Here is a 25,992-nt window from a genome sequence, read left to right as displayed (position 1 = left end):
AAACAATGATTACCGAATGGGTTTCCAACTGGCGGCCATTTCTTCCGCCATCTCCTTATCTCTGATCGCAATATCCGCGCTGAGTTTAGCTTTATGCTCGGCTGCTTTTATGTGTCCTTTTTCCGAAGCCAAAATAAGGTACATCAGGCCCTTCGCAGGATTTTTTTCTATTCCGTCCCCACGGATAAGTCTCACACCTATATGATTTTGTGCTCTAACGTGACCCTGCTCTGCCGCCGCTAAAAACCATTTTGCCGAGAGCTTAAGACTTCTTGAAACTCCTTTGCCGTCTCGGTATCGCTTACCTAAGTTATATTGTGCCTTGTCGAAGCCTTTTTGGGCTGCCAAAGAAACGTATTTCGCAGCCTCTACTTGATCCCGGGGGATACCGAAACCGTAGTCATACATTCTACCGAGGGCATACTGTGAGCGCACCAGACCAAGATTGGAAGCTTTTTTTAACCAGTTAACGGCTTGTTTATAGTTTTTTTCCACACCGTTGCCCACAATGTAAGCCATGGCAATATTATGTTGGGCCTCCGCATCTCCATTTTCTGCTGCTTTCTCCCACCATTGAACCGCGCGCTTATAACTTTGCGCTCTCCCTTTTCCCTCTGCAAACATTACGCCGATATTGAATTGAGCTCGGGTGTCTCCTTTCTCAGCCAGAGGCCTCCAGATTTTGAGGGCACTAATAAAATTACCATTTTGATATGCATTCCATCCAGCTTTGAAATCAGCTTTAGCACCCGCAATGACTTCAGAAGTTACGATTATTATCGTTACTACCATTGCTGTTAGCATAAATGAGTATCTCCCACGCTTGTGGGTTCCATTAGAATTTCGGGCTCTTCTTTTGCTTATCATCATCCTTTCCCTTCCTGTCATTTGGGAGCCCTCACGCCGAATGAGGAGGCCTTTGCGCGCAGCGTTTCTATAAGGCCGTGCATGCCGCTTTTCTTTATTATGGTGGTAAACTCGGCACGCTGAGCCACAACCATGCTTATTCCCTCAACCATGACATCCAGTATCAGAAATGCGCCTTTCGAGTAGCGAATGCGCCAACTCGCTTTTAAGGGGGGACCACTGGGGCGCTGAATTTCGGTCGTAACGAGTGCGTCACCTTTTTTCCCAACACTTTTAGAGGAGGTGATTGTAAACCTTTCTCCAGCGTAACCTCCTAATCTCTTTGCATATGTTATTGTAATAAATTTTTCAAAAAGGTCTCGGTACACACTTTTTTGCTCATCAGAGGCGCTGCGCCAGGCTCGTCCGACAACAAATCGGCCAATTGCTTCAATTGCAAGATTCTCGCCTAAAAGTATGCGAACTTTTTGTTCGCGCTCGGTGAGTGGAATGTCCTTGTTGGCTAAAATGCTAAGGGTCTTTGTTGCAAGTTTATCCATATACTGCTTAGCGTCACCAGGGACAGTAGCTGCCCTAGCAGTATCATTCACCATATGCATCGAGGTAAGAAATATAGCGACACAAACCCACCGCATAATAAAAACATTAGGTCTAAACATCGCCTCTCCGAAAATAAGTGGCATCAAAATACGTAAGTACTACCTGTAAGTCACAGAACCATCAAGATTTGGTTTTTAACCAAAAAAATCCGTTATATTGCCCACTCAAAGCCAATGATGATTTGGCAGGATTGTAAATGTCATGGTCTGGTTTTATTGATACAAAAATGTAGTCCTTATAATAGGAAGAATCGCAAGGAGTTTAAGGGAGAATGGAAAATGGGCAATACAAAAGATGATATGAGGGTCGTCCCCTTGGATGCACCATTAGGCGCTGAGATTGTTGGTATCGACCTCAGTAAACCATTATCAGATGATACGATCCATAGCATTTTAGAAGCTTGGTATGATCATTTGGTTATTTTTTTTCGCAACCAACAACTCAGCAATAGAAATCTTGTGGCCGTAGCAGAGTATTTTGGAGAGCCAGAACACTCTCCACCCAACAAGTCCGGGAATACCTGGCTGGCTGAATTTCCCGAGTTAACTTGTATTTCTAATATCAAAGAGGATGGAAAGCCTATTGGTAGCTTGGGCAACGGTGAAGCAATTTGGCATACAGATATGTCATATATAGATAACCCGCCAACGGCGAGCATGCTCTACGCTTTGGAAATTCCAAGCGCTGGCGGCGGCACTCATTTTATGGATATGTATAAGGTCTATGAAAACCTGCCAAATGATATTAAAGGAAAAATTTGGGGAAAGTCAGCCGTGCACGACGCTACGTACACTAGTGCTGGTGAAGTGCGCAAGATTTATGAGGAGTTTGATGGCAACACAGACCCCGAGAAAGCTCCCGGTGCACATCATCCTCTGGTAGTGTCTCATCCAGAAACGGAGAGACGAGCTTTGTTCTTAGGCCGGAAATCAGGTGCATCAAATATTATTGGAGAAACCGATACAGAGTTATTCGATAAGCTTTGGGACCACTGTGATGCCAGTTCATTTTCGTGTAGACACGAATGGCAGGTGGGTGATTTGCTAATCTGGGATAATCGTTGTTGCATGCATTATCGAGAGTCATTCAATAATAACGAGCGTCGCAGAATGCATCGTGCACAAATAAAAGGTGTTTCTCCTCAAGCGGCATGGTCTCATTTATGATGGCACCAGCTCTGCTGGATCTATTTAATAGGGCTTAGGTAAGGCACGGTGGGTTTTGCTATCGCGAGTGCATGACGGGGATTAATATGGCATGGTTTTAGAAGTTGCTGAAATAAGCATGTGACTGGGTGGCTTTAACCGAATAGTGTCATAGTTTCTTTCAAGAAAGGGGCAATTATGGGATTTGCTAAAAGATTTGCGGAAAGTATTGGCAGTCTAGGGCCGGATATTTTAAACGAAGCAGTAAATCGTTGGGTGACATACGGGTTACTCGACTACGTTGCGGTAACTTTGGCGGGCTCAAATGAACCGTGCACGGAGATTGCGCGCAAAGTATTTGGGCGAGGGTCAGTGGGTAAATCTCTCATTTATGGTAAAGCGGATAGACTGAGTGCTCTCGATGCGGCACTTGTAAATGGGACAGCTTCGCATGCTCATGATTTTGACGATATGAATAATTCGATGGGTGGCCATCCATCGGCAGTTTTGTTCCCAGCAATTCTGGCACTTGGTGAAGATACTAATGCGACAGGTAAAGAGGTGATGCATGCGTACGTAGTCGGTTTTGAGACGCAAGCTCGGTTAGGCAAAGCTGTTCATATGCACCATTATGAGAAGGGGTGGCATCCTACTTCTACTATGGGGACATTTGGCGCTACAGCAGCATGTTGCACTCTCCTTAAAATGGCGCCGGCTCAAATTGAAAATGCGATAGCAATCGCAGCTTCAATGGCATCAGGTATTAAGTCTAACTTTGGCACTATGACTAAACCGCTTCATGCGGGACTTGCCTGTCGTAATGGAATTCAGGCTGCGTGCCTAGCCCAGGCCGGTTTCATGGGGGCTCCTGACGCCTTTGAACATAGTCAGGGGTTTTTTGAGGTATACAATGGCAGTGGCAACTACAATATCGATAAGGCCTTTGATGGTTTTGGCGATCCTCTCGACATTTTGGACCCAGGTATAGCTATTAAGCAATATCCCTGTTGCGGCTCAACACATTCTGCTGCTGACGTTGCAATAGAGCTTTACGAAGATGAAAAGATACCTATTGACGAAATCAAGCACGTGGATGTTTGGACACATCCGCGTCGTTTGAAACACACCAATAAACCCAATCCTCAGGGAGTACTCGATGCAAAATTTTCAGTCCAGTATGTAGTGTCCCGATGCTTATTGGAGGGGCGAGTTATTCTCGAGCATTTTGAGAACGAGGCATACAATGATTCAACAGTGCGATTGCTTATGGGACGGCTAAAAGCAGCACCTCATCCGAATATGGATCCTGAATCTTACGATCATTTTGGTGCGGAGGTGCGTGTTGAAAAAGAAGACGGTACGGTGGTTGTTCGAGCCACAAAAGCCGCTCGAGGGCGTTCAACTTCTGATCCTATTTCAGCAGAAAAAATGAGAGCCAAATTTCATACTTGTGCAGCAAGGGTATTGCCCTCTGAGCAAGCAGACGCATTGTACGACGCGATTCAAGCTATCAAAGAGTGCGATAGCATTCGTACTTTTTCTTCACTCGTAGAAAATGGGAGCGCAGATTTAATTTGTGCAGCCGAATAATATTTAGGTTAAAAAGCCCCCCCCATTAACGTGTATTGTTTGACCGGAAATAAATCGCGCATCCGGACTACAGAGAAACTGGATGGTCCGACCGACGTCGGTGGGCTCGCCAACAAATCCCACAGGGGGAACATTTCCAGAGGGTTCTCCGGCACTGGGCGCTCTCTCGCCGCCAATACGCCCAGGAGCAACTACATTTACCGTGATACCATCAGCGGCTAGTTCATTGGTCAGGCAATGCATAAGTCCAACCAATCCCATCTTGCTAGTGGATACATGACATCGGTCTGGGTACCCTAGGTGGGGGCCTATACCCCCTAGGAAAATTATGCGGCCCCATCTTTTGTCAATCATATATTTCACAGCTGATCGAGTGCAAAGAAAAGAACCATCTAACACTATAGATGTGATCTCTTTCCATTCTGTGAACGACATATCGACTATTTTGTTGTGACCTCTATTCGCTGCATTATTCACTAGAATATCGAGACCTCCATACTCGCTAGCCACATGACCGATCATTTCTTCCACCTGCGCTTCGTCTGTTATGTCAGCCATATGAACCATCGCTGTGCCTCCAGCATCATTTATCTCAGCGACAACATTTTCGGCAAGTGCTCTGGAGTTTTTGGCATTAATAACAATTTTGGCACCATCTTCAGCAAGACGAATGGCTGCGTCGCGGCCAGAACGTCGTACCGCCCCTGTAAGTAGGGCAACTTTCCCTGTGAGCGGTTTATTCATTTTTTATACCCTTCGCTAAAGTACCAAAACTATCGTAAGGCCTAGGTTTAGACGTTTCAATGATACCTAATTCGGTTGTTCTCAGAAAAAAATAATTTCAATAATATAGGTCTAAATCTGCTTGGCTTGCTGAGGCTCAAACGATTACTTCTCTATCGCGTAACTCAATTATTTCCTCATCATCATAACCTAGCGATTTAAGTACCTCCTCATTATATTCACCGTATTCTGGTGTCTTTAACCGAGCACCTTTTTCGTGCCCCTGGATGTTGATAGCATTGCCATTAATTTCGGTTTCGCCCAGTTCTGGGTGTTCGACTTTCCAAGTAACACCAAGGTGCTTTACCTGCGGATCTTCGACTAGCTCTGCAATATTGTACTGTGGGCCGCAGGGTACACCAATCTCATTCAATTTTTCCACCACCTCTGCTGTGGAAAAACGCCTCGTGACCTCAGAGACTGCTTCATTCACAGCGATCCTATTCTTAAATCTGAGGTCGTTAGTCCGAAAATTCTCGACCTCTAATAACTCTTCGCAGTCAAGCGCTTTGCAAAACCGTTTAAACATATGATCACCGCCGGCTGCCAAGTTCACATGACCGTCTTTTGTTGGGAAAAGATTAGTAGGTACATTTATGGGGTGCTCATTACCAACTTGTGGCGGTAGATCTCCAACCATAGTCCAGCGAGCCAGCTGGTAGTCGAGCATGCCAATCATTGCTTCTAAAAGTGAAGTGTGCACCCAACGTCCCTTGCCAGTGCGATGACGCTCATGCAAGGCTGTCAACACGCCGATGGCAAGATACATGCCGGCGGTCAAATCGCAAATTGGGATACCCACACGCATCGGACTTCGATCCGCTTCACCGGTAATTGATTGCAAACCACCCATGCCTTGGGCGATTTGGTCCACGCCCGGACGTGGAGCGTAAGGACCGGTCTGCCCGAAGCCTGAGATTGAACCATAAATAATTCTGGGGTTAATTTTTTCACATTCTCGGTAACTAATCTTGAGTCGATTCTTAACATCGGCACGGAAGTTTTCAACGATGATATCGGCTTTGGCAACCATTTTCATAAAAATAGCGTGTCCCTCAGGTTTTTTCAGGTTCAAAGTGACACTGCGCTTGTTTCTATGTAGGTTAAAGAAGTCGGGTTGATTTCGTTGAGTATTCTGGCCTTTCATGCGTGGGTCCGCCTTGGCTGTGGCTTCAACTTTTATAACGTGCGCCCCCCAATCAGCTAGCATACGAACGCAAGTGGGCCCGGCGCGGGCGCGTGTCAAATCGAGCACAACAAGATCGGACATCGGTAAGTCGTTTTTTGCAGCTGATGCATGAAGCGGGTTAGACATGACGGCTCTCCTTTGTTGAAAACTTCGAGTAAGCCTAACTCAAGCAGTTCCGCCTGCATAGATGCGGGCGTTCTTCTTTCTTATGGCTTGTTTAAATCAGCCCTAATAAATGCAATCCTGCGATATTAAGAACAATTGGCGGAGACGTCCCTGACCACTCTTATAATCAGTAGATCATTGGCCATTTGAAGAATCGGTCTGGAAGAATGCCTCCGAAGGCCTGACATCATGCCAAGAAGATTAGGCATGAGTGCTAAAACCCAAGAACAAAATAATAAAAAATAGTTGGGATTAAAAAATATCTAAAATTCTTCTCTATTTTCTGGGGAATAAGAATAATAACTTTTATTTATTTGCACCGCGCTGTGTTGCAATAATTCCATACTCTTCTATGCGCCGATTTTTTTCGAAATTAAACATTAAGCGTCTAGACTCCTCAGCGGCATCAAGGTCAACCGTGTGCGTAACAATCTCGTCGGCGAGCGTCTTTGTTTGTGCGGCGAGTTTTCCGTTAGGGTCAACGATGACGCTTGAGCCAACCATCGGCGAACCGTCCTCAGTACCCGCCTTTGCGACAGATACTACCCAATTCGCATTTTGATAAGCACCGGCTTGGACCGTAAGATTACTATGATACGTGTAGAGCTCTTCCTCATTTTCTCCAGTGTGCCTATTCAATGCGACAGAATTGTAGCCGATCAGAACAATTTCTGCACCTTTAAGAGCAAGGACTCTGAAAGTCTCGGGCCAGCGACGATCATTACATATAGCCATCCCAATTTTTGCCCCGAAAGCCTCTACGACTGGAAAGCCTAAATTCCCAATAGAAAAATATTTTTTTTCGAGCTGCTGCCGAGCATATCCCTGCACAGGAGAAGGGGTCCCTGGTAGGTGAATTTTTCTATACTTATTGATGATATGACCTTCAGGGCTCACTAAAATAGCAGTATTGTATCGGCGCTTAGTATTTCTCTCGACACTCAATTCGGCATAGCCCACATAAAACCCAACTTTTGCATCTTTCGCCACCCTGAACAGGTTCTCATTATCCTTGTTAGGCATATCGATTTCAAAATATTTATCTAGTACTGCCTCATCTTCAATGAGATATCGAGGAAAAAAGGTAGTGAAGGCAAGTTCAGGAAATACCACGAGGTTAGCCTTCTCAGCCGCGCCTTTTTCAATCAAATTTATCATTCGGTCGATGATGACTGATCGTTTATCTGTTGGTTGATTTGGGCCCATTTGAGCTGCTGCAACACGGATCTCTCTTCCCATAGCCACCTCCTCAAAAATTATCTCAACTAAGAATCTGAACTAATTTCTTAGGTAAAGTCAATCAATACAACTCCCGCAATAGATGCCCGAGATAATTGCCTCGGAGTGCTGTGAATTGAATTTTATTTGCCCCACATAGCCTAAATCCCACATAATGCTAGGCAACGAGTACTATTGACGAATGATATCTTGGGCAACTTGGTGTACATACTTCACTTTCAACGCGATTATTATAACGGTAGGTTTTTGTTCCTACATTAATCCTCATCCTGCAAACCAACATATTCCAAACGTCGTAAAGTGAAATAAGATTTCTTGAAATGTTGACGTGGCGACCTTTCAGAAAATAGTTTTGAAAATAACGCGCTGTTGTTGGTGACATTCTCATTGCGTTGATAATGTCCAAGTTCAAATGACGGAGGCTTTCATGAAGTTCAAGCTATGGGGGCGCCCAAGCTCAGCCCGGACCCAAAAAGTTATGTTGGCATTGGCGGAGCTCGGCATTGAGTATGAATATGTGCTTGCTAGCGCAACTATGGGTCCCAATGGGTCCGTTGCAAAAGGTGGGACACCGTTCGGTATCGTAAATACATTGGAATACCGTCAGATGAATCCAAACGGCACAGTGCCTACTATAAATGATAATGGCTACGTGCTCTGGGAATCGAACGCAATAATACAGTATCTAGGTATGCAGTATGATCCCGTACTATTTTATAATAACGATACGAGGCTTTTTGCTTCTGCTGCTCGTTGGCTAATGTGGGAGAATAATCAACTCATCCCTCCAATGCATGACTTGGTGATGCATCTCATACGATTACCAGCGAGCGAGCGCAGCGCTGCCAAGGCTGATGAGATGCGGCTTAAGTTAATCGAACAATTTAACATTATCGAGAAACAGCTTGCGGAAACAAGATTTCTAGCGGCGGATCATTGGACAATGGCTGACATACCTATGACAATACGCTGCCATCGCTGGAATCTATTGGATATAAAGCGCCCTGAAATGCAAAACCTGGAGCGATATTACGCTGATATTAAAAAGCGTCCATCGTTTGCCGTTATTTCTGATCCATCTATGCACATTGAAGGCTAAACGGTGGGACCGTCGCCAGCGACGGTTGTACGGTGCAAAATCCTTTTATAATTCGCGATGTCCCAAGTTCGACCGCGATGTAGCACGGCCCTATTGTCCCATATGACTAGGTCTCCCACTTTCCAATGATGGGAATAAACAAATGTTTTTTGTGTTGCATGCTTTAGCAATTGGGCGAGAAGTGATTTTCCATTTTCTTCATCCATTCCTTCGATAGAAGTTGCGTGTCCTCCAATGAACATTGCCTTGCGATTTGTGACAGGATTTTTTCGGATGAGGGCCTGACGCACCGGCGGAAGGTTCTTTTTTTGCCAGTCGGAGAGTTGTCCTCCAACCATTTTGCGTGTATTTGCGAAGTCGTGAATTGCTACCTTGTTTTCAAGGTAATTTTTCATGTCTGGTTCCAGAGAATCGTAAGCAGCCCTCATGCTTGCAAACTCGGTTTCACCTCCTTTCGGAGGAAGTACACGTGCGTGAAGCATCGAACAAAGCGATGGCACGATTTTAAAGGAGCTATCCGAGTGCCAGATCATATTTGCCGATTGATAGATCATACGCTCATCATCCGGTGGAATGATCTTCCCAGTTCTATCCTCATTATGCATCACAGAGACATGGCGTGGTTTCCCATCATTCCCTAGGTGCGGCGCCATCATCTCCAAGTCGCCGAAGCGTTTTGAGAATTCCATTTGTTGTTCGTCATCAATATCCTGATCGTGAATTACGATTACGGAATACTTTTCAAATGCGGTTCTGACATCGGTAAAATCAGTTTCTGACACATGGCCCGCAATATTAATTCCTTCAATTCGTGCCGCGAATTTCGGATGCAATTGAGTAATTGTAACACTCATTTATTATTTTCTTTTCTGGGTTCCCGCGTCATTAATATCAAAGCAAGGCATCCCGTAATTGCTGCAAAAAAACAGAACAAGGTGGTCAAAGTTACTGCAATTGAGGTCATTGAACCAAACATCATGAGCCCGAGACCAATCAATATTGAGATTATGGATCCCGCACGCAAACAATTCTTTTTATTCGTATGTCCACAAAGAAGGCCCCACCCTGCACGGGCAAAAAGCCACATTGGCAATATTATCGCGCCGCAATAGATCTCTCGGAACACGTATTTGCCACCGGATATAACGGCTAAATGCATGAGCCACACGAACTGCATGAACAGCAATAATGCTGCAAAAAGCGTAACCCATGGAGCTAAGCGCTGTGGATTCATATCAACCTTCTAGGTTTTCCAAACAATTTGATTATGACATAAAACCTGAAACTAAATCGAGAGGAACGTATGGGAGAACTCAACGGAAAAATCTTGGTATTGACCGGAGGTAGTAAAGGCATTGGCCGAGCCGCAGTCGAATTATTTGCAAAAGAGGGTGCGGCAATTGCTATGTGCGGGCGCACCGCCGACACTCTTGATCGTGCAGCGAAAGAATTGCGGGAACGATATGGCGCGACGGTTTTGCCTATTGTGGCTGACATTATGGACCGGAAATCGGTGGATTCATTTACTGCTGAAGTTGGCAAGACGTTCGGACGAATAGATATGCTTGTCAATAATGCGGGCGAGTCCGAACAACATAAAAGTGATAAGATTGTTCGCCCAGTTTTATCGGAAGACCCTGTTGGGGCTTCTTACTTGCCCACCAGCCGGTTTTCTGAAATGGGCGAAACAGAATTTCAAGTTGCCTTTGAGCGTAAATTTTTTGGAATGTTGCGTGTAACCCAATCAGCACTTCCCTGGATGAGAAAAGCGCAATCAGGAAGCATTGTGAACATCACCTCTACAAAAGGTATTCAGCCGGGGCCACGCACAGCTACATCAGCAATAGCTTGGGCAGCATGTATGAATTGGACCCAAGGGCTATCGCTCGAGCTTGGACCCGAGAATATTCGTATTAATATCGTATCCGTCGGTGGGATAGTTACACCAAATCTGATGAGCGCGTATCAACGTTGGGGCAAAGGTATGAGTGAAGATGAATACTTTCTACCACGGACACAAAATGTCCCTCTTCAGCGATTAGGAACGGCAGAAGAGGTGGCAGAAGCGATCTATTTTCTTGCATCACCTCGGGGCAGCTATGTCACTGGTCAGTGCATTGCGACGGATGGAGGCGCCGTGCGGGTGATTTAGATGCTATTTTCTGAAGAGATTTCGATCTGGAGAATAATCTGGTTGTTAATATCAGGTTGAAAACGTTTTTTGGGTTGATTGCAAAACTAGGGGGCTTTTCGCTTCAGCTTCTGGCGTGCTACTTTTGATCTTTTTCTGGTTTAGGTAGAGGGGAGGACTCGCAATGGACATCTATGATCCCTCGGGTGCAACGGAAATAACCGAACTACATTCACCGCGTTTTAATAGTCTGGATGGAAAGAAAATTGCTTTACTTTCGAATGATAGTTGGCAGGCCCATCGGACATTGCCGTTGGTAGGCGAAATGCTTAAGGCTGAGTATCCTTCTATTGAAATAATACCATATGAGGAATTTCCTATTGGCAATGCTGTTATCGACTCAGATGCTACCGTTATAAGGGCAAAAGAGCTTGCCGTTGACGGCGTTCTAATAGGGAACGCTGCCTGAGGTAATTGTTCTACTGCATGCGGCCGTGCTGCCGCCAGACTAGAAGCCTCCAAAATACCAACGACTATTTTCGCACGTGAAGATTTTGCGGGAGTGGTAAGAAATGCGGTAGCGGGTCTCGGGTTTGCCCGCGATACACCTATGGTAGAGTTTCCTATAGATGTATTTTTAATTGAAAGTGACCTCTCTCCCGTAAAAAAAGCAAAAAAGAAATTCATCGATGGATTTATCAATTGGAATTCAGCAGTTAGTAAATTGGGGTTGCGCAATGCCGAAATGATAAATCTCGACGGTGGAGATTATGCAAAAGCACTGGTTGCGGTTAATAACTTGTTTATAAAGAATCTCTGGTCAGATGGGCTCCCAATTATACCACCCACCCCAGATAAGGTTGAATGGATTCTCAAAGGTACAGACAGAGCCCGCGATGAAAAAATAGGGAAATTTATGCCTCGTGGGGGCATAGTGACTATCGAAACCATTGCTATCTCACTCGCGATGGCGGGTGGACGCCCGGAGTATTTATCAATACTTATTGCCGCGGTCGAGGCTATCCTTCATCCGTCTATGGATCATGATAAATGGCAGTCGACGTCTGGTATGACATTTCCCGTTATAATAGTGAATGGGCCGGTCGCTTCGGACATTCGGATAAACTCCGGGTTTGGTTTAATGGGACCAAACCCGCAGGCTCCAGCAGGTGGAATTATAGGGCGTGCGGTAAGACTGATGCAGCAAAATGTCGGCGGGGCATTGCCCGGGGTTGGGACAATGGCGATATTTGGAGCCATGAGATATACCAACGCTGTAATTGCGGAGGCCGAAGAAACATTTCCCGATGATTGGGAAACGCATGCTACTGAGTGGCATGGTGTGCCGCGCGGCACCAACAGTGTCTCTGTGTTCATTGCTACCGGTGGTGCTAATATTATTCGACGTGGCACAGGGAAAGAAACTTTGATTGTCGAGGCCGAGGATAGTCTTCGGCGTATCTCTACATATATGCAGACGGCTAATCCGCATTACATAAGGGGATGGACTGGTGGAACAGCTGGTGCGGTGATAATTTCACCTGTGGTAGCAAAACAATTAGCACGTTTGGGTTGGACCAAGACAAAGATTAAAGAATTTCTGTGGGAGAATACCAAGATCCAAAAGGAAATAGTTATTTCATCTGGCCTCGAACAATGGATAAGAGCTTCAACTGACCCTGTGGCTCAGGCTGCCTCAATCGACCCATGGCCTATTTGCCAGAGGCCCGATGGTATAATGGTCTTAGTAGCTGGAGGGGCACATCCCACCCATAATTTCTGGCTGCAAGGAAATGCTTTGACTGTTGGCAAGAAAATCGTCGAAACGCCCTCTAATTGGTCAGAACTGCTTGAGCAGGCCGACCGTGATCTTGGTTGCGCCGACAATGTTTGTCTTGTCTAATGGAGCTGTAAGAATGGAGGAAAGTATATGCCTGAGTTTGAAGTATTCGATCCCACTGGGGCAATAGAAATTGAACAGCTGCATGCTGCTCGTTTTGCAAGCCTGAATGGCAAAAAGATTGGACTTGTGTCGAATGATGAATGGCAAGCTCATCGTACGTTGCCACTAGTTGGAGATTTATTGCAATCAAAGTGCAAAGATATTGAAATTCTCGCTCCGGACAAGTTCCCATTAGGAAATGATCTGATTGACACAGAAGAGCTTGTGAGGGTTGCGCAGGAGCTCGAAGTAGATGCAATCATAGTAGGCAATGCCGCCTGAGGGCGGTGCGCTTCTGCATGCGGCCGTGCTGCCGCTAGATTAGAGATCGCTGGCATCCCCACTGTCTTGCTTGCTAGGGACGAGTTTGTGGGAGTGATAAAAAACACTATGTCTGGATTTGGGTTCGATGCCGATGCGGCGCTTGTCAGTTTCCCAATAGAATTATTCATGGCTGAAAGTGATCTGTCCTCAATCCATTCGGTTTTTGAGGGTTTTATTTCAGGCCTAACAACATGGGAGCCAAGTGTCTCTGCTGTTGGGGTTAATAAAGCCCCTAGCGTGAAGTTGGCTGGCGAAGATTTTGAGGATGTTGCAGCCCAAATTAATAACTGGTTCATGATCAATAATTGGGGAGATGGATTGCCCATAAATCCTCCAACCAAAAAGTTAGTAAACAATATGCTACGTGGTACCGACCTTGACCGCGAGCATGTGATTGGTAAGTTTATGCCCCGTGGCGGATTGGTTACGGTGGAGGCGGCATCGGTTGCGCTTGCAATGGCCGGAGGTCGACCAGAGTACCTATCTCTTTTGTTGGCGGCGCTCGAGGCAATTCTGGATCCTGCATTAAAGCATGCTAGTTGGCAAGCATCCTCCGGCAGTCAATTTCCGGTTGTCATTGTGAATGGGCCAATTAGTCGACAAATCCGGCTAAATTCTGGGTTCGGCCTTTTGGGGTCAAATCCGCAAAGGCCTGCAGGAGTATCAATTGGCAGGGCAATTCGCTTCCTGCAGCAAAATGTTGGTGGTGCAGTGCCAGGCGTTGGAACTATGGCAATTTTTGGACCTATGCGTACGACAAACGTTGTGTTTGCTGAGGACGATGAAAACCTGCCAAAGGGATGGAAGTGTTTTGCATCTGACCGACATGGTTTCGCATCAACTTGCAATGCGGTGTCAGTTGTAGCATGTTCAGGCGCCATGAATATTATGCGGCGTGGAACTGGCAAGGAGACTGCTGAAGAAGAGGTAGAGCAAAGTCTTAATCGTGTTGCACGCTATTTATCTCAAGCTACTTTCCATTATCTTGCGGGATACGAAAAGGGCACGCCAGGCATATTGATGCTATCAAGTGTTCTTGTGGAACAGTTTGCAGAGCTCGGGTTTGGTCAGGACCGACTTAAGAAAGAGCTTTGGAGCAGAAGTCGTATTCCAAAAAAAGATATTGATTTGTGTGGATTATCACAGTGGCTGGAGATGGATGCTAACTCAGTTGTAAAGAACTCATGCAGCGTTGATCCATGGCCTATCACTGCAGAGCCTGATAACATTTCACTTGTGGTAGCTGGTGGAGGGCATCCAACTCATAATTTCTGGTTTCAGGCCAATTCTCCATCGGTGGTAGGTAGAAAAATTAAGACACCGGACGGTTTTGATGAATTACTAGATGATGCGGACAGGGAACTTGGCTGTGGTTCTGACATTTGTTTGATTTAAAGTGCAGTAAATTGGATCTACTCCAACTTTATAATTGATGTCAAAACATAAAAACTTATGTTTTCTTTCCCGTAAAATTAGGATTGCGTTAGGTCTTTATTTGCAAGCATTTCTAACATCTATTTAATCCTAGATTTGGCTATTTTTGCTGACGCCGCGGATTTTACTAAATAGGAGAACATGTTGAAAAATCAGATCAACTTAGAAATTATTGACCGTGTGCCATTTGCAAACGGATATGAATTTGGGACGACTGGTCCCTACGAAAAACTAAAAGGCTGGGCACACTTTGCCGTAGATCCCAAAGGCGATGCTCAAAAGTCGATCGTCGATATCGACAAAGCAGCACTAAACGAAGAGGGATTAGTAGAATTTTCAGCCGAGTTTTTGATGCTCCTACCAGTTGATCCCGATAGGGGTAACGAGAGACTTTTTTTCGATTGGGGTAATCGCGGTAATGTTCGTGCTCTCCAGTTTTTTAATGATGCCCCGCACTCCAACGATCCCATATCAGCTACTGATGCTGGGAACGGTTATTTGATGCGTCGAGGGTACAGCTTCATCTGGGGGGCTTGGCAGGGCGATATTTTGCCGGGTGACGGCCGGATAACAATGAAGATACCCATAGCTACCGAAAAGGGAAATCCAATTACGGGGGTAGTGCATCAGGAATTTATTCCCGGCAGCCCCACAGCATGTTTTGCTCTGTCAGGACGTGCCGCGACACGAAGCCATCCGACTGTTTCCCGTGATACTGGACAGGCACTCTTGACTAAAAGGCGTTATGCAGAGGGCGAAAGAATTACTATCCCAGAAGAGGACTGGGAGTATGCGCAGGTCATAAGTGGCACAGGAGTATCTGGTGAGACCACACGCGGGTCCTCTGAAACGGCGATTTTACCTTCCGATGAATTTATACACTTACACGGTGGTTTTCAGCCAGGCTGGATTTACGATCTTGTCTACGAGGCGAAGGACCCCTTGATAATGGGGTTGGGGCACGTTGCAGTTCGCGATCTCGTAAGTTTTTTGAAATATGGCAACAAAGACTCACAGGGAAATCATAATCCCGTGAAAATAAAAAAAGCTTATGGATGGGGACGTTCTCAGACCGGCCGTTGCATTAGAGATTTCATCTATCGTGGTTTCAATTGTGACTCCAGTGGTCGCCAAGTTTTCGATGGTTTGCTGCCCCATGTATCTGGCGCTGGACGGATGTGGCTTAACCATCGGTTTGCAAATGCAGTTTCGATGGCAGGTCAGCAGTACGAAGATCACTATATTTATGCTGATAGATTTCCATTTTCATACGCTGAATGTGAGGATCATTTAACAGGGAAAACGGATGCTATTTTGACACGGCCCGACACAGACCCTCTCGTTATGCATTCGCAGACTGCCACTGAATATTGGCAGCGGCGTGGCTCACTTGTTCATACCGACACGCGAGGTAACGACCTCCCTCAGCCAGAAACGGTTCGGATTTACCTTTGGGCAAGCTCGCAGCATAGTTCGTCACCCATCGATAGTGCGCCTGAAAAAGGCATTTGTACTAACTATTCAAACATAGTGACCACTTCAATGATTTTTCGTGCCATGCTTGATGCAATGGATGCATGGTCAACCAACGGGAAACGACCACCTGACTCACAAATCCCAACTCGAAAAGATGGGACGCTTATTTCCTACGAGGAATGGCGTGCGCAATTTCCCCATATTCCGGCAAATATGGTTCCAACTGAGCCTGCAAGCCTTAAGTTGTTAGATTTTGGTCCCGGAGAAGACGAGGGAATACTGTCATTTCCACCAAAAATTATTGATAATGATGGGTATACGATATTAGTCCCGTCATCCGATGAGGACGGAAATGATGTTCCCGGCATTCGTGCGCCGATGGTGCAAGCACCGATGGGAACTTACGTTGGATGGAACATTCGGGGGAGGGGGCACGGTTATGGAGCAACTTATGAATTCAATGGCAGTTATATTCCATTCCCTGACTCTCCCGAGGAGCGGGTCTTCACACGTGATCCTAGGTCGTCAATACTTGAGCGTTATGCCACAGCAGATGAATATATTGCTGCAATTAAGGTTGCCTGTGAACGCCTTGTTGCCGATGGCTACATGATTGAGGAAGATATCGCTCAGGCTCTCATTACGGCTTCCAATTGGGGTCGGCCCCGTCATGTGACAAGGCTGCCGGAAAAAACTTAAAAAGGAAATAGGATGTTCTAACAAATTTAACCGTAATGTTCTGAAGCGGACACATATGCTAGATGAGCCCATTTTACATGCCATATTCGAATCCATGGATATTGGCGCCAGCGCTAAAAATTTTGAGAGGTAGAAACAACGAAGGTTGAGTGATTTCAAAAATAACAATGATAAAACTTACAATGCGTACTAAAATCGCAAATACATTCTTATTTTCTGGCAGGAGAATTATGCACCGTTTACATTTCGGGCGTTGTTTTTTTCTTGGAGGGCTAGGCAGTGAAATTAGAAAATAACTTCTCTGTTGCTGCTGCTCCAGAGAAGGCGTGGTCCATCCTTGTTGATGTTGAGCGTATCGCTCCATGTTTGCCAGGGGCGAAGCTGACTGAAGTTATGGATGACAACGCCTATAGGGGCAAAGTTGACGTAAAGCTTGGTCCTGTCAGCTTAACTTTTGATGGTAATGTGAGGTTTGTTGAACGGGACGATGAGAAATATTTTGCAGTTCTCAAAGCTGATGGCCGTGAAGCGCGAGGCCGCGGGGGTGCCGAGGCGAATATAAAGTTTAGCTTGGATGAAACGGACGGAGGATCAAATGTGAGGGTAACGACCGATTTAAATTTAATCGGTCCGGTTGCTCAATACGGCAGAGGTCAGGGGATAATAGTGGCAGTATCGGAAGAGATGGTAGGTCAATTTTCTAAATGTCTTGAGGAGCGCGTGATTAGCGGGAAAAAAGTCGAATTGGCAAAGCAAACCGATGCTAGCGCATCAGGTGTAACGATATTTATCGGTGCCTTGAAACGATGGATTTCCAAAATTCTCAATGCTAGGTTGTCCCAATGAAGCCCCCCGTTTTTGAATATCATAGACCAGAAAGTCTGAGAGAGGCACTCGAGCTTTTAGCAACATTAAGAAATGTGAAAATTTTGGCGGGCGGGCAATCATTGATGCCAATGATGAATTTCCGTTATGTAATGCCGGAGCACATTGTCGACATTAATCGGTTGAAAGAGCTGGCTGAAATTAAAAGAGTCCATGACGGGATAATTTTTGGTGCAATGGCTCGACATGATCAAGCAAAGAAATCAGAAATTGTCCTTGAGCACTGCCCGCTTATTGCTGCTGGCATGGAATATGTTGCCCATGCGCAGATACGAAATCGAGGAACCATAGGAGGCTCTATGGCTCACTTGGACCCATCAGCTGAATGGCCGGCTCTTCTTGCTGTTTATGATGCAACATTACATGTGCAAAGCAGCTCTGGTGAGCGCGATGTGCCGATACTTGAATGGTCTCAAGGTTTCATGGCCCCTAATCTTGCAGAGGATGAAATGCTCACTGATATTACGGTGGCCACATGGCCTGCAAAGCATGTATACGGATTTGCCGAGTTGGCGCGTCGCAAAGGTGACTTTGCGCTGGCGGGCGCGGCAGTGCTACTCGATTTTGATGGTGACGTAATATCACGTGCAGCATTAGCTCTCATGGGCGTGGAAGTGGGTCCCGTTCGTATGAATGACGCAGAAAACTTATTGGTGGGGGAGATGCCAAGCGACGAATTGTTTCGTGAGGCGGCCGAGCACGCAACCGTAGTCGCTGGCATCGATGATGTCCACGCATCTGCGTCATATCGCAAAAAGGTGGCGGTAGTAATGGCAAGGCGGGCATTAGAGCAAGCTTCTAATCGGCGTAAAATCAGAGCATTAGCTGCATGACTGCAATGCATGAGATTACGGTAAAAGTTAATGGCGTAGACTATGCCTGCGAGGTTGAGGGAAGGCTGACTCTGGCCGACTTCCTACGACATCACATTAATCTCACAGGCACTCACCTTGGCTGCGAGCATGGTGTTTGTGGAGCATGTACAGTATTGGTTAACGGCAAGACGGCACGTGGTTGTTTGATGTTAGCAGTACAAGCAGATGAAACTGAAATTACCACGGTTGAAGGATTAGCAGTTAATGGTGAGTTAAATGATTTGCAGCAGGCATTCATGGAGCATCATGCTCTACAATGTGGTTTTTGTACGCCTGGCATGCTGATGACATTAACAGAATTACTGCAGGAAAACCCCCACCCGAAAGAACAGGATGTGCGCGACGCAATATCTGGCAACATCTGTAGATGCACTGGCTATCAGGGTATTGTCGCGGCAGCTCTTGCCGTTGCAGAACAGCGAGATTGTTAAAATTTATCGAGGCTAAGTTTAATGAGTGATGAGTATTTGATATTTGAAGAAAAAACACCATTCCTTCACGTAACTATAAATAGGCCTGACGATGGAAACAAATTTCTTGATGATATGCTTGTTTTGCTAGCTGCAAAAGTCGATGAAGCAACCGCACATGGCGGGCTAAATGGAATTATTTTGAGGGGCAGTGGCACTGATTTTAGCCATGGTCGCGAACAGGCGATTGGATCCGAGGGCCCTCCAGTAAATGCTTATGATGCAAAAACTCGTTTTATGAGCCGTATTCTGGATGTATATGCATCGTTCCGGAAGTTCCCTTCGCCAATAATTACTGTGGTGCAGGGCAAGGCGCTTGGCTTTGCGTGCGCACTTGTTGCCGGCTCGGATGTTGCTATTGCAAGCGAAAGGGCAACCTTTGCGCTTCCAGAAATGCTTCATGGGACGCCGCCTACACTAGCGATTTCTGCACATACCAAAGTTGCCCCAAAAACCGTTGCGCACTTGATCTTTTCTGCTGAGGAAATTGATGCTCAGCATGCGTTAGCATCTGGCTTAATAAGTCAAGTTGTTTTACATGAAAAATTAGAGGAAACGGTCTCTGGATTTCTGGAAACACTAGGAAATTTTGACCAAATCGATATTGCCACCGTAAAAAAATATATTGCTGCCGCCCCTGGATTGCCAGCTGACATCGCATCTGATTTAGCGGGATACACTATGGCAACAATTAAGTCTCGCCACAGCACTTACAAATAAAAGGCCGCACATGTCATCATTCGGATCTTCAGCTAAACGTGTAGAGGACCCGGTACTTTTGAGGGGAGAGGGCAAGTTTACGGATGATATTCATTTGCCGGGCTTGCTAACTGCTGCGATGCTGCGCAGCCCTTATGCGCATGCCCGTATAAAGTCTATTGATACTGCAACAGCTCTAGAATTGGATGGTGTTCACCTTATTTTGAAAAATTCGGATCTTGCGCTTGAGTACACGACTACAGAGCTGCCATTGATGGTGCCAAACCCTCTAATCACCAAACCCGTGACACCTCATATGTTGGCGAAGGATTATGTAAGGTATGTTGGTGAACCTGTTGCCTTGATTGTGGCTGAAGATCGGTACATAGCTGAGGATGCTTTGGAAAAGGTTATAGTCGATTATGAGCCATTGCCTGTAGCTAGCGACTTTCGTGAGGCTGTAAAGAAAAATGCTGCCACAGCTCATCACGAGATCGAGGATAACATATGCGCAGAATTTGTTCAGTCATTTGGTAATGTAGATAAAGTTTTTGCGAATGCTCCTCACATTTTTAAAAATACATTTTTTCAGCACCGTGGGGCAGCCCATCCCCTCGAAACACGAGCAATGATGGCTAGTTATGATGAATTGTCAGATCATCTGACATTTTATGCAGCAAGTCAGTCGCCACACCGTGTACGGGAAATCTATGCTAAATTACGTGGAGTGGATGACAATCAGGTGCGTGTTATTGTTCCTGATATTGGTGGGGGATTTGGGGCGAAGGGGCAAACTTATCCTGAGTATTTTTCTGTTGCTGCCGCTGCTAGGGTGCTGCGGCGGCCGGTGAAATATATGGAAGACAGGCGTGAAAATTTTACAGCCACTCATCATGAGCGTGATCAGTTTTGGACAGCTGAAATTGCTTTTAATGATGATGGCAAACTTCTCGGGTTTCGTGGAACCCTCCTTCATGATTCTGGGGCATACGTGCCATGGGGCATTATCACACCGTATATCGCGGCATCAACGGTGCCTGGTCCGTATCTTCTGCCCGCTTATGAAATGAAGGTTACCTGTGTTCTTACCAATAAAGTGGCCGTCACACCTGTAAGGGGAGCCGGTCGTCCTCAAGCTGCTTTTACAATGGAGCGCATGATGGATATGGCGGCCCTAGAATTAGGCCGGGACCCTGCGAGCCTCCGCCGTCAAAATTATATTCCTGCCGATCAAATGCCGTACAAAATGGGACTTATATTCCGAGATGGGAGCCCAATAACCTATGACAGCGGGGACTATCCTGCGTGTCACGATAAAGCAATCGAATTATCTGGATATGACAGGTTTAAAGAGAGGCAAAAGGTGGCGCGTTCAGAAGGTCGATTTATAGGAATAGGAATTGCCTCTTATGTCGAAGGAACAGGACTAGGACCCTTTGAGGGTGCAAATATTCGGGTTTCTCCATCGGGAAAAGTTACCATCCATTATGGTGCCTCCGCACAAGGGCAGGGACATCAAACCGTCTTTGCTCAAATTGCTGCAGATCAGCTAGGTGTTGATTTGGCTGATATAACGGTCATCGGCGGTGACTCGCAAGGCTGCCCATACGGAATAGGTACCTTTGCGAGCAGAGCTATTGTTAATGCGGGTAATGCGGTTCACGAGGCATCTGGAGCTGTTAGACGGAAAATCATTAAAGCGGCTGCGTATATGATGGAAGCTGCTGAGGAGGACATGGACCTCGCTGAAGGTTCTGTGTTTGTGAAAGGTGTTCCCGAAATGTCCAGAACATTAGGAGAGGTTGCTGAATTTGTTAATGGCAAACCGGGCTTTACGTTGCCTGTCGGCATCGAGCCGGGATTGCAGGAATTAAGTTATTTTACACCTAAACAGGCGGCCTACGCTAATGGAACGCACTTAGCGGAGGTAGAGGTGGATGTTGAAACTGGTTATGCAAAGGTTCTGCGATATTGGTCGGGACATGATTGTGGAAAGATGATCAATCCAATGACGGTCGAGGGGCAGGTGTTAGGTGGAGTTGCGCATGGGCTTGGCAATGCCTTGTTTGAATGGATGCGTTATGACGAGAATGCTCAGCCCGTTACAGTGAACTATGGAGAATATTTACTTCCGTTAGCGAGCGATATGCCCGATGTTCAGCAAGTCCACCAAGAAATTCCAACACCGCAGAATCCACTGGGTGTTAAGGGTGCTGGAGAGGGTGGTACTATTCCAGCTATTGCGGCCATAATTGGTGCCATCGAAAATGCGTTAGAGCCGTTTGGTGTTCGTATTTCAGAGGCTCCCCTTACCCCACCTCGACTATTGGAATTAATTGAATGTGCTCGTAAACACTAAAATAGGAAACGTAATGGATCTTGGCATCGAAGATAAACGTGCATTAGTTATGGGCGGAAGCTATGGAATGGGGAATGGCATTGCCCGGGCTTTGGCAGCGGAAGGGGTACACATTTATCTTACCGCGCGCAGCGGAGATCTCCTTGCTGAGCAGGCTAAAAATATTTCAAAGGAATTCGGTGTTCAAGTCGAATTCGGCACCTGTGACCTTCTTAAATCGGGTGAGCTAGAGGCGATGCTTGACGATGCATATAGCAAGTTTGGCGGAATTGATATTCAATTTAATAATTGCGGCGGGCCGCCCAGATTGTTGCCGTCTGAAGCGGATGAAAAACTCTGGCATGACTGGTTTGATGTGATAGTGATGGCAGCAATTAAAGCTACAGGTTATGCGCTTCCCGGCATGCAAAAACAAGGTTGGGGTCGAGTCCTAACGATGACGTCTTCCAATATCTACAACGCGTCAGTTGTGAATGTACTTTCAAGTTCGTTGCGCATGGCACTTGTTGGTTGGTCAAAAGCACTATGCAAGGAAGTTGCTAAAGATGGTATTACGGTTAATTGCCTGGTGCCGGGGCGTATTTATACCGAGCGAGTTAAGGCCGGTGATGAAGTGCGTGGAAAACACCTCGGCATCTCAGCGGACGAAGCACGAAAGCAGATGGTTAGGAATGCTCCAATGGGGCGAGATGGTAAAATTGAGGAAATGGGTGCTTTGGCCGCAATGCTGTGTGGCATGCCAGCTGGTTATATTAATGGCTCTGTTCTCCGTGCAGATGGTGGACGTGTTGGCGTGAATTTCTAACGCCAACGGATATGTATGAGTATGGAACCTAAAATACAGTTGCGCTCAGAAACGCTTTATTGCGTCTTAATTTCGACCTTTGTGGTTTTGTTGGTCGTTACAAACATCATTGGGGTCAAACTATTCTTAGCATTCCCGACAGCAATGCCCAATGGACTTTTCGGTGAACCAATAACGCTCACTACTGGGTTAATCACATATCCGTTGACATTTCTTCTCACTGACTTTGTTTGTGAAGTCTATGGTCGAAGACGCGCGAACTTAATGGTTTTTACGGGTTTCGGGCTTAGTATACTGACATTATTATTTATTCAAGTTGCTCTAGCCTTGCCTGGCGCCCCTGCTTGGTCATCAGGTCATGAAGATTTCAGAACCATCAGGGAAATGCAGATTGCTTATGAGTCAGTCTTTACGTTGCCAGGCGTTTTAATTTTTGCATCCATGACTGCATATCTGATCGCTCAGCTTATTGATGTGCGGTTATACCATTTTTGGAAGCGTGTTACATCAGGACGCCATTTATGGCTTAGGAACAACGCCTCAACCATGTTCTCTCAGCTGATAGATACGATAATTGTCAATTCAATTTTTCTCAAATGGGGTATGGGACTTGAGTGGCAGCTGGTAATACAAATCATTATCGCGGCGTATCTCTTCAAAATACTAATTGCGGCAATTGATACGCCACTGATATATGCCGGGGTTGCTCTATCTCGCAGATTTGGCCTTGATCCTTTGCCCGTTCCTTAAACGTCGCAGGAAAGTGAACGGTACTAACACCATAAAATGAGCACTTGTGATAATTGAGATCCAAAAAAACTACGTGAATTCTCGGGGCACAGTCGTAGCTAGTGATTTTCTAATAGTTTTTTAAACAATAGGGTCACCGACGAAAGGCTGTAAGCCGCCAAAATCGCCGATCAAACTCATATGAGCGATAAGCCCGATATCACGTTGCCAGATAAAGACCGGGCAAGCAGGTGGTTCGAGACTGAAACCCTTTTCGGCATCTTTCTCCAACGGCATAGGTAACTGAAATGCAATGCTGGGTGAAACGGACGCTATTGTGCCGGCCCAAGTAACCTGTAGTTGTTGGTGGAGATGACCGCAAACAATCCTGATAACCTGTGGATTTTGTTCAATGACATTAGCTAAGAGTTCACTTCCTTGAAAATGATGCCTGTCAAGAAAGTTGACGCCCGTTTTGAACGGGGGATGATGCATGAATATAAGTGTAGGTTGGTCGGGTTTTTGATTAAGAACATTTTGCAGCCATTCGCAGCGGTCGCTACATATTTCGCCCTCATTCTTACCCGGTATTAGTGTGTCAATGCCGATAAGGCGCAGTGGATTGGTATCAACCGAGTATTGCAGAAATGTTCCACTGTTGGGCAAGTACCCCAAATCAGAGAAATGCTCGCACATTAAAGTACGATTATCATGATTACCCGGTATGACATAATACGGCGAGGGAAGTTGGTCGAGTTTTTTACGTAAGTTGGCATAATTTTGACGTTTAGCTCGTTGAACTAAATCACCTGTAACTAAAATTGCATGAGGGGGTGTTTCCCAAGAATTTATGTGATCAATAGTCTTTTCAAGAGCTACTTCGGTATTAATTTTTTGTTTGAGAAGCATACCATTGTCGCGCAGATGGATGTCCGATATCTGAGCTATGATCATCCTATCGCTACGACCGGAGGAAGTATGCATTTCTGATGGCTGACTATTTTGAGGTGGAATAATATTCTCTCAACACCGCTACAACTTCTGGGCGACTAAACTCGACAGGAATATCGTCACCATTTTCCAACATCTCACGAAATTTGGTGCCAGAAATATGAACGCGATCTTCTGGCTTGCTCGGACTTGTCTTCTCCGTTGCCATTCCCTGGCATTTTTTACAATAGAAGGTTATGTCGATTTTAAGTGGTTGGGTTTCTAGCGCCCCTTCCCAAAGCTCATCAAAAATGTTTTGCGCGTCGTATGGTCCATAATAATCTCCGACGCCGGCATGATCGCGCCCAACAATGAGATAGGCACAACCAAAGTTTTGCCGGATTAATGCGTGAAAGAGGGCCTCTCGTGGACCGGCGTATCGCATTTCTATTGGATACCCGCCTTGTACGGCTGTCCCAGGAACAAAATAGTTGTCGATCATTGCAGCGATTGCTTCCGTTCGAGTTTCAGCAGGTATATCCCCTTCTTTTAGTTTTCCGAGCACTTGGTGTATGAGAACCCCATCCGTGATCTCAATTGCTATTTTTACAAGATGCTCATGGCTCCGATGCATGGGATTTCTGGTTTGAAAAGCGGTCACTTTAGACCAGCCTAATTTGTTAAAAAGTGCTCTTGTCTCAGCAGGTCTGAGATAAAGGTCCTTGTAATCATTGGGCATGTCACCCTCGTCAAATACTTTAACCGATCCGCCCAAGTTTACATCAGCTTGTTCTAGGACTTTTTTGACACCGGGATGGTTTGTATCGGTAGTCCCAAATATGTTCCTATTTTCAAAATCCTTATCGATTTCAAATTTCTCAGAAACATTCATAATCGCCATAGTCTTGCCAGTCTTCTCATCAAATAAAGCCACATCTTCATCGATTTTAATTTGGTTTGCCAAACTCCGGTCGACAGACAGCGTTATTGGGATTGGCCAGAACAATCCATTTTGTAGTTTCATTTCGGCACAGGTTCCATACCAATCAGCTTCACACATAAAGCCCTCTAATGGGGTATAAGCACCCATCGCTAACATGAGCACATCGGATGTTTCACGGCTAGACATTGGAACTTTGATTAGATTGTCTGCCCTTTTGCTCGCGGCCCTGCGATCGCTTTCAGCAAGTAGTAATGCTTTTAGGCTATTACCCCCATGTGGTGTGACTAAGGTTACCATCGACAAACTCCAAAATTTCCATGCACGACCACTTCTAGCAAAGCATTTGGCAGGCTGACCAGAAATTTTAATTATCGTTAGTGGGAGGGAGTTTTGCTCAATCAATATCCAGCGCGGAAAATATGCTCCAGTGTCCTAAGGTCTAACGAAAAATTTAGCAAAAATTAAGCCCAGAAAAAGTTGAATGCACTGTTAAAGGGGATCAAAGCATGGGGCCGTATGCGATCTCCCCTTGACCCTAGGCCATTCTGAGTGCAAAACGATACCAGCATCTGTCAACCGGAATTAGCTGTCGACGATAAGCGGTATCTAGTTCG

At 45.8% G+C, this 25,992-nt stretch carries 25 protein-coding genes; 16 read left to right on the top strand and 9 right to left on the bottom strand.

Annotated features, from left to right (window positions below; genetic code table 11):
* Positions 1-9: 9 nt before the first annotated feature.
* Complete coding sequence (locus VX941_00655) at positions 10-867, bottom strand: tetratricopeptide repeat protein (protein MEE2931918.1); 858 nt, start codon at positions 865-867, stop codon at positions 10-12.
* Between the two features lie 17 nt (positions 868-884).
* Positions 885-1,526, bottom strand: a complete 642-nt coding sequence (locus VX941_00650) for an ABC transporter substrate-binding protein (GenBank protein MEE2931917.1) — start codon at positions 1,524-1,526, stop codon at positions 885-887.
* 219 nt (positions 1,527-1,745) lie between these two features.
* Here VX941_00650 and VX941_00645 point away from each other — a divergent pair, with 219 nt between their 5' ends.
* Both VX941_00645 and VX941_00640 read left to right on the top strand, forming a co-directional pair.
* Positions 1,746-2,633, top strand: coding sequence for a TauD/TfdA family dioxygenase (locus tag VX941_00645; protein ID MEE2931916.1), 888 nt, complete (start codon positions 1,746-1,748; stop codon positions 2,631-2,633).
* A 177-nt stretch (positions 2,634-2,810) separates the two neighbouring features.
* A complete protein-coding gene (locus VX941_00640; protein MEE2931915.1) occupies positions 2,811-4,202 on the top strand; it encodes an MmgE/PrpD family protein in 1,392 nt (463 codons plus the stop codon).
* A 3-nt stretch (positions 4,203-4,205) separates the two neighbouring features.
* On the opposite strand, the gene VX941_00635 is transcribed toward VX941_00640, so the two are convergent.
* The 3 genes from VX941_00635 to VX941_00625 form a co-directional block, all read right to left on the bottom strand.
* Positions 4,206-4,946, bottom strand: a complete 741-nt coding sequence (locus VX941_00635) for an SDR family oxidoreductase (GenBank protein MEE2931914.1) — start codon at positions 4,944-4,946, stop codon at positions 4,206-4,208.
* Between the two features lie 136 nt (positions 4,947-5,082).
* Positions 5,083-6,300, bottom strand: coding sequence for a CoA transferase (locus tag VX941_00630; GenBank protein ID MEE2931913.1), 1,218 nt, complete (start codon positions 6,298-6,300; stop codon positions 5,083-5,085).
* Positions 6,301-6,645: 345 nt separating this feature from the next.
* A complete protein-coding gene (locus VX941_00625) occupies positions 6,646-7,578 on the bottom strand; it encodes a nitrilase-related carbon-nitrogen hydrolase (GenBank protein MEE2931912.1) in 933 nt (310 codons plus the stop codon).
* A gap of 427 nt (positions 7,579-8,005) precedes the next feature.
* Between VX941_00625 and VX941_00620 the strand changes: the two genes are divergently transcribed.
* The gene (locus VX941_00620) at positions 8,006-8,677 is read left to right on the top strand and encodes a glutathione S-transferase family protein (protein MEE2931911.1); all 672 of its coding nucleotides are present in this window, start codon (positions 8,006-8,008) and stop codon (positions 8,675-8,677) included.
* Here VX941_00620 and VX941_00615 read toward each other — a convergent pair.
* Positions 8,674-9,531 (bottom strand): TauD/TfdA family dioxygenase, encoded by an 858-nt coding sequence (locus VX941_00615; protein ID MEE2931910.1) that lies wholly within the window; start codon positions 9,529-9,531, stop codon positions 8,674-8,676. The two genes, VX941_00620 and VX941_00615, sit on opposite strands and share 4 nt — an antisense overlap.
* A complete protein-coding gene (locus tag VX941_00610; GenBank protein ID MEE2931909.1) occupies positions 9,528-9,911 on the bottom strand; it encodes a hypothetical protein in 384 nt (127 codons plus the stop codon). The genes VX941_00615 and VX941_00610 overlap by 4 nt, the downstream gene beginning before the upstream one ends.
* A gap of 69 nt (positions 9,912-9,980) precedes the next feature.
* Here VX941_00610 and VX941_00605 point away from each other — a divergent pair, with 69 nt between their 5' ends.
* From VX941_00605 to VX941_00545, 13 genes are all read left to right on the top strand, one after another.
* A complete protein-coding gene (locus VX941_00605) occupies positions 9,981-10,829 on the top strand; it encodes an SDR family oxidoreductase (protein MEE2931908.1) in 849 nt (282 codons plus the stop codon).
* 163 nt (positions 10,830-10,992) lie between these two features.
* Entirely contained in the window at positions 10,993-11,277 is a 285-nt protein-coding gene (locus VX941_00600) for a hypothetical protein (protein ID MEE2931907.1), read from the top strand.
* 93 nt (positions 11,278-11,370) lie between these two features.
* Positions 11,371-12,711, top strand: a complete 1,341-nt coding sequence (locus tag VX941_00595) for a hypothetical protein (protein ID MEE2931906.1) — start codon at positions 11,371-11,373, stop codon at positions 12,709-12,711.
* A gap of 27 nt (positions 12,712-12,738) precedes the next feature.
* Positions 12,739-13,032, top strand: a complete 294-nt coding sequence (locus VX941_00590; GenBank protein MEE2931905.1) for a hypothetical protein — start codon at positions 12,739-12,741, stop codon at positions 13,030-13,032.
* Between the two features lie 87 nt (positions 13,033-13,119).
* Positions 13,120-14,469 carry a hypothetical protein gene (locus tag VX941_00585; GenBank protein MEE2931904.1) on the top strand — a complete coding sequence of 450 codons (1,350 nt, stop codon included), beginning with the start codon at positions 13,120-13,122 and terminating at the stop codon, positions 14,467-14,469.
* A 183-nt stretch (positions 14,470-14,652) separates the two neighbouring features.
* Positions 14,653-16,683 (top strand): alpha/beta hydrolase domain-containing protein, encoded by a 2,031-nt coding sequence (locus tag VX941_00580; GenBank protein ID MEE2931903.1) that lies wholly within the window; start codon positions 14,653-14,655, stop codon positions 16,681-16,683.
* A gap of 279 nt (positions 16,684-16,962) precedes the next feature.
* Positions 16,963-17,529: an SRPBCC family protein gene (locus tag VX941_00575; GenBank protein ID MEE2931902.1), complete on the top strand. Its 567-nt coding sequence runs from the start codon at positions 16,963-16,965 to the stop codon at positions 17,527-17,529.
* A complete protein-coding gene (locus VX941_00570) occupies positions 17,526-18,401 on the top strand; it encodes a xanthine dehydrogenase family protein subunit M (protein MEE2931901.1) in 876 nt (291 codons plus the stop codon). Before VX941_00575 ends, VX941_00570 begins: the two co-directional genes overlap by 4 nt.
* On the top strand, positions 18,398-18,874 hold the full coding sequence (locus VX941_00565; GenBank protein MEE2931900.1) for a (2Fe-2S)-binding protein: 477 nt from the start codon (positions 18,398-18,400) through the stop codon (positions 18,872-18,874). Before VX941_00570 ends, VX941_00565 begins: the two co-directional genes overlap by 4 nt.
* 21 nt (positions 18,875-18,895) lie before the next feature.
* A complete protein-coding gene (locus tag VX941_00560; GenBank protein ID MEE2931899.1) occupies positions 18,896-19,633 on the top strand; it encodes an enoyl-CoA hydratase/isomerase family protein in 738 nt (245 codons plus the stop codon).
* Positions 19,634-19,643: 10 nt separating this feature from the next.
* Positions 19,644-21,971 (top strand): xanthine dehydrogenase family protein molybdopterin-binding subunit, encoded by a 2,328-nt coding sequence (locus tag VX941_00555; protein ID MEE2931898.1) that lies wholly within the window; start codon positions 19,644-19,646, stop codon positions 21,969-21,971.
* Between the two features lie 13 nt (positions 21,972-21,984).
* Positions 21,985-22,776, top strand: a complete 792-nt coding sequence (locus tag VX941_00550) for an SDR family oxidoreductase (GenBank protein MEE2931897.1) — start codon at positions 21,985-21,987, stop codon at positions 22,774-22,776.
* Between the two features lie 15 nt (positions 22,777-22,791).
* A complete protein-coding gene (locus tag VX941_00545; GenBank protein MEE2931896.1) occupies positions 22,792-23,526 on the top strand; it encodes a queuosine precursor transporter in 735 nt (244 codons plus the stop codon).
* Between the two features lie 120 nt (positions 23,527-23,646).
* Here VX941_00545 and VX941_00540 read toward each other — a convergent pair whose 3' ends face one another.
* Entirely contained in the window at positions 23,647-24,489 is an 843-nt protein-coding gene (locus tag VX941_00540; GenBank protein MEE2931895.1) for a phosphodiesterase, read from the bottom strand.
* 13 nt (positions 24,490-24,502) lie between these two features.
* Positions 24,503-25,675, bottom strand: coding sequence for a sulfate adenylyltransferase (gene sat, locus VX941_00535; protein ID MEE2931894.1), 1,173 nt, complete (start codon positions 25,673-25,675; stop codon positions 24,503-24,505).
* Positions 25,676-25,992 lie beyond the last annotated feature (317 nt).

Source organism: Pseudomonadota bacterium, assembly GCA_036339585.1.
Lineage (GTDB): Bacteria > Pseudomonadota > Alphaproteobacteria > UBA8366 > UBA8366 > UBA8366.
This window is presented reverse-complemented; position numbering and strand designations above follow the sequence as displayed.

Coding starts and splice junctions, on each gene's coding strand:
- VX941_00655 (MEE2931918.1), bottom strand. CDS start 867: ATGATAAGCAAAAGAAGAGCCCGAAATTCTAATGGAACCCACAAGCGT.
- VX941_00650 (MEE2931917.1), bottom strand. CDS start 1,526: ATGTTTAGACCTAATGTTTTTATTATGCGGTGGGTTTGTGTCGCTATA.
- VX941_00645 (MEE2931916.1), top strand. CDS start 1,746: ATGGGCAATACAAAAGATGATATGAGGGTCGTCCCCTTGGATGCACCA.
- VX941_00640 (MEE2931915.1), top strand. CDS start 2,811: ATGGGATTTGCTAAAAGATTTGCGGAAAGTATTGGCAGTCTAGGGCCG.
- VX941_00635 (MEE2931914.1), bottom strand. CDS start 4,946: ATGAATAAACCGCTCACAGGGAAAGTTGCCCTACTTACAGGGGCGGTA.
- VX941_00630 (MEE2931913.1), bottom strand. CDS start 6,300: ATGTCTAACCCGCTTCATGCATCAGCTGCAAAAAACGACTTACCGATG.
- VX941_00625 (MEE2931912.1), bottom strand. CDS start 7,578: ATGGGAAGAGAGATCCGTGTTGCAGCAGCTCAAATGGGCCCAAATCAA.
- VX941_00620 (MEE2931911.1), top strand. CDS start 8,006: ATGAAGTTCAAGCTATGGGGGCGCCCAAGCTCAGCCCGGACCCAAAAA.
- VX941_00615 (MEE2931910.1), bottom strand. CDS start 9,531: ATGAGTGTTACAATTACTCAATTGCATCCGAAATTCGCGGCACGAATT.
- VX941_00610 (MEE2931909.1), bottom strand. CDS start 9,911: ATGAATCCACAGCGCTTAGCTCCATGGGTTACGCTTTTTGCAGCATTA.
- VX941_00605 (MEE2931908.1), top strand. CDS start 9,981: ATGGGAGAACTCAACGGAAAAATCTTGGTATTGACCGGAGGTAGTAAA.
- VX941_00600 (MEE2931907.1), top strand. CDS start 10,993: ATGGACATCTATGATCCCTCGGGTGCAACGGAAATAACCGAACTACAT.
- VX941_00590 (MEE2931905.1), top strand. CDS start 12,739: ATGCCTGAGTTTGAAGTATTCGATCCCACTGGGGCAATAGAAATTGAA.
- VX941_00570 (MEE2931901.1), top strand. CDS start 17,526: ATGAAGCCCCCCGTTTTTGAATATCATAGACCAGAAAGTCTGAGAGAG.
- VX941_00565 (MEE2931900.1), top strand. CDS start 18,398: ATGACTGCAATGCATGAGATTACGGTAAAAGTTAATGGCGTAGACTAT.
- VX941_00560 (MEE2931899.1), top strand. CDS start 18,896: ATGAGTGATGAGTATTTGATATTTGAAGAAAAAACACCATTCCTTCAC.
- VX941_00555 (MEE2931898.1), top strand. CDS start 19,644: ATGTCATCATTCGGATCTTCAGCTAAACGTGTAGAGGACCCGGTACTT.
- VX941_00550 (MEE2931897.1), top strand. CDS start 21,985: ATGGATCTTGGCATCGAAGATAAACGTGCATTAGTTATGGGCGGAAGC.
- VX941_00545 (MEE2931896.1), top strand. CDS start 22,792: ATGAGTATGGAACCTAAAATACAGTTGCGCTCAGAAACGCTTTATTGC.
- VX941_00540 (MEE2931895.1), bottom strand. CDS start 24,489: ATGCATACTTCCTCCGGTCGTAGCGATAGGATGATCATAGCTCAGATA.
- sat (MEE2931894.1), bottom strand. CDS start 25,675: ATGGTAACCTTAGTCACACCACATGGGGGTAATAGCCTAAAAGCATTA.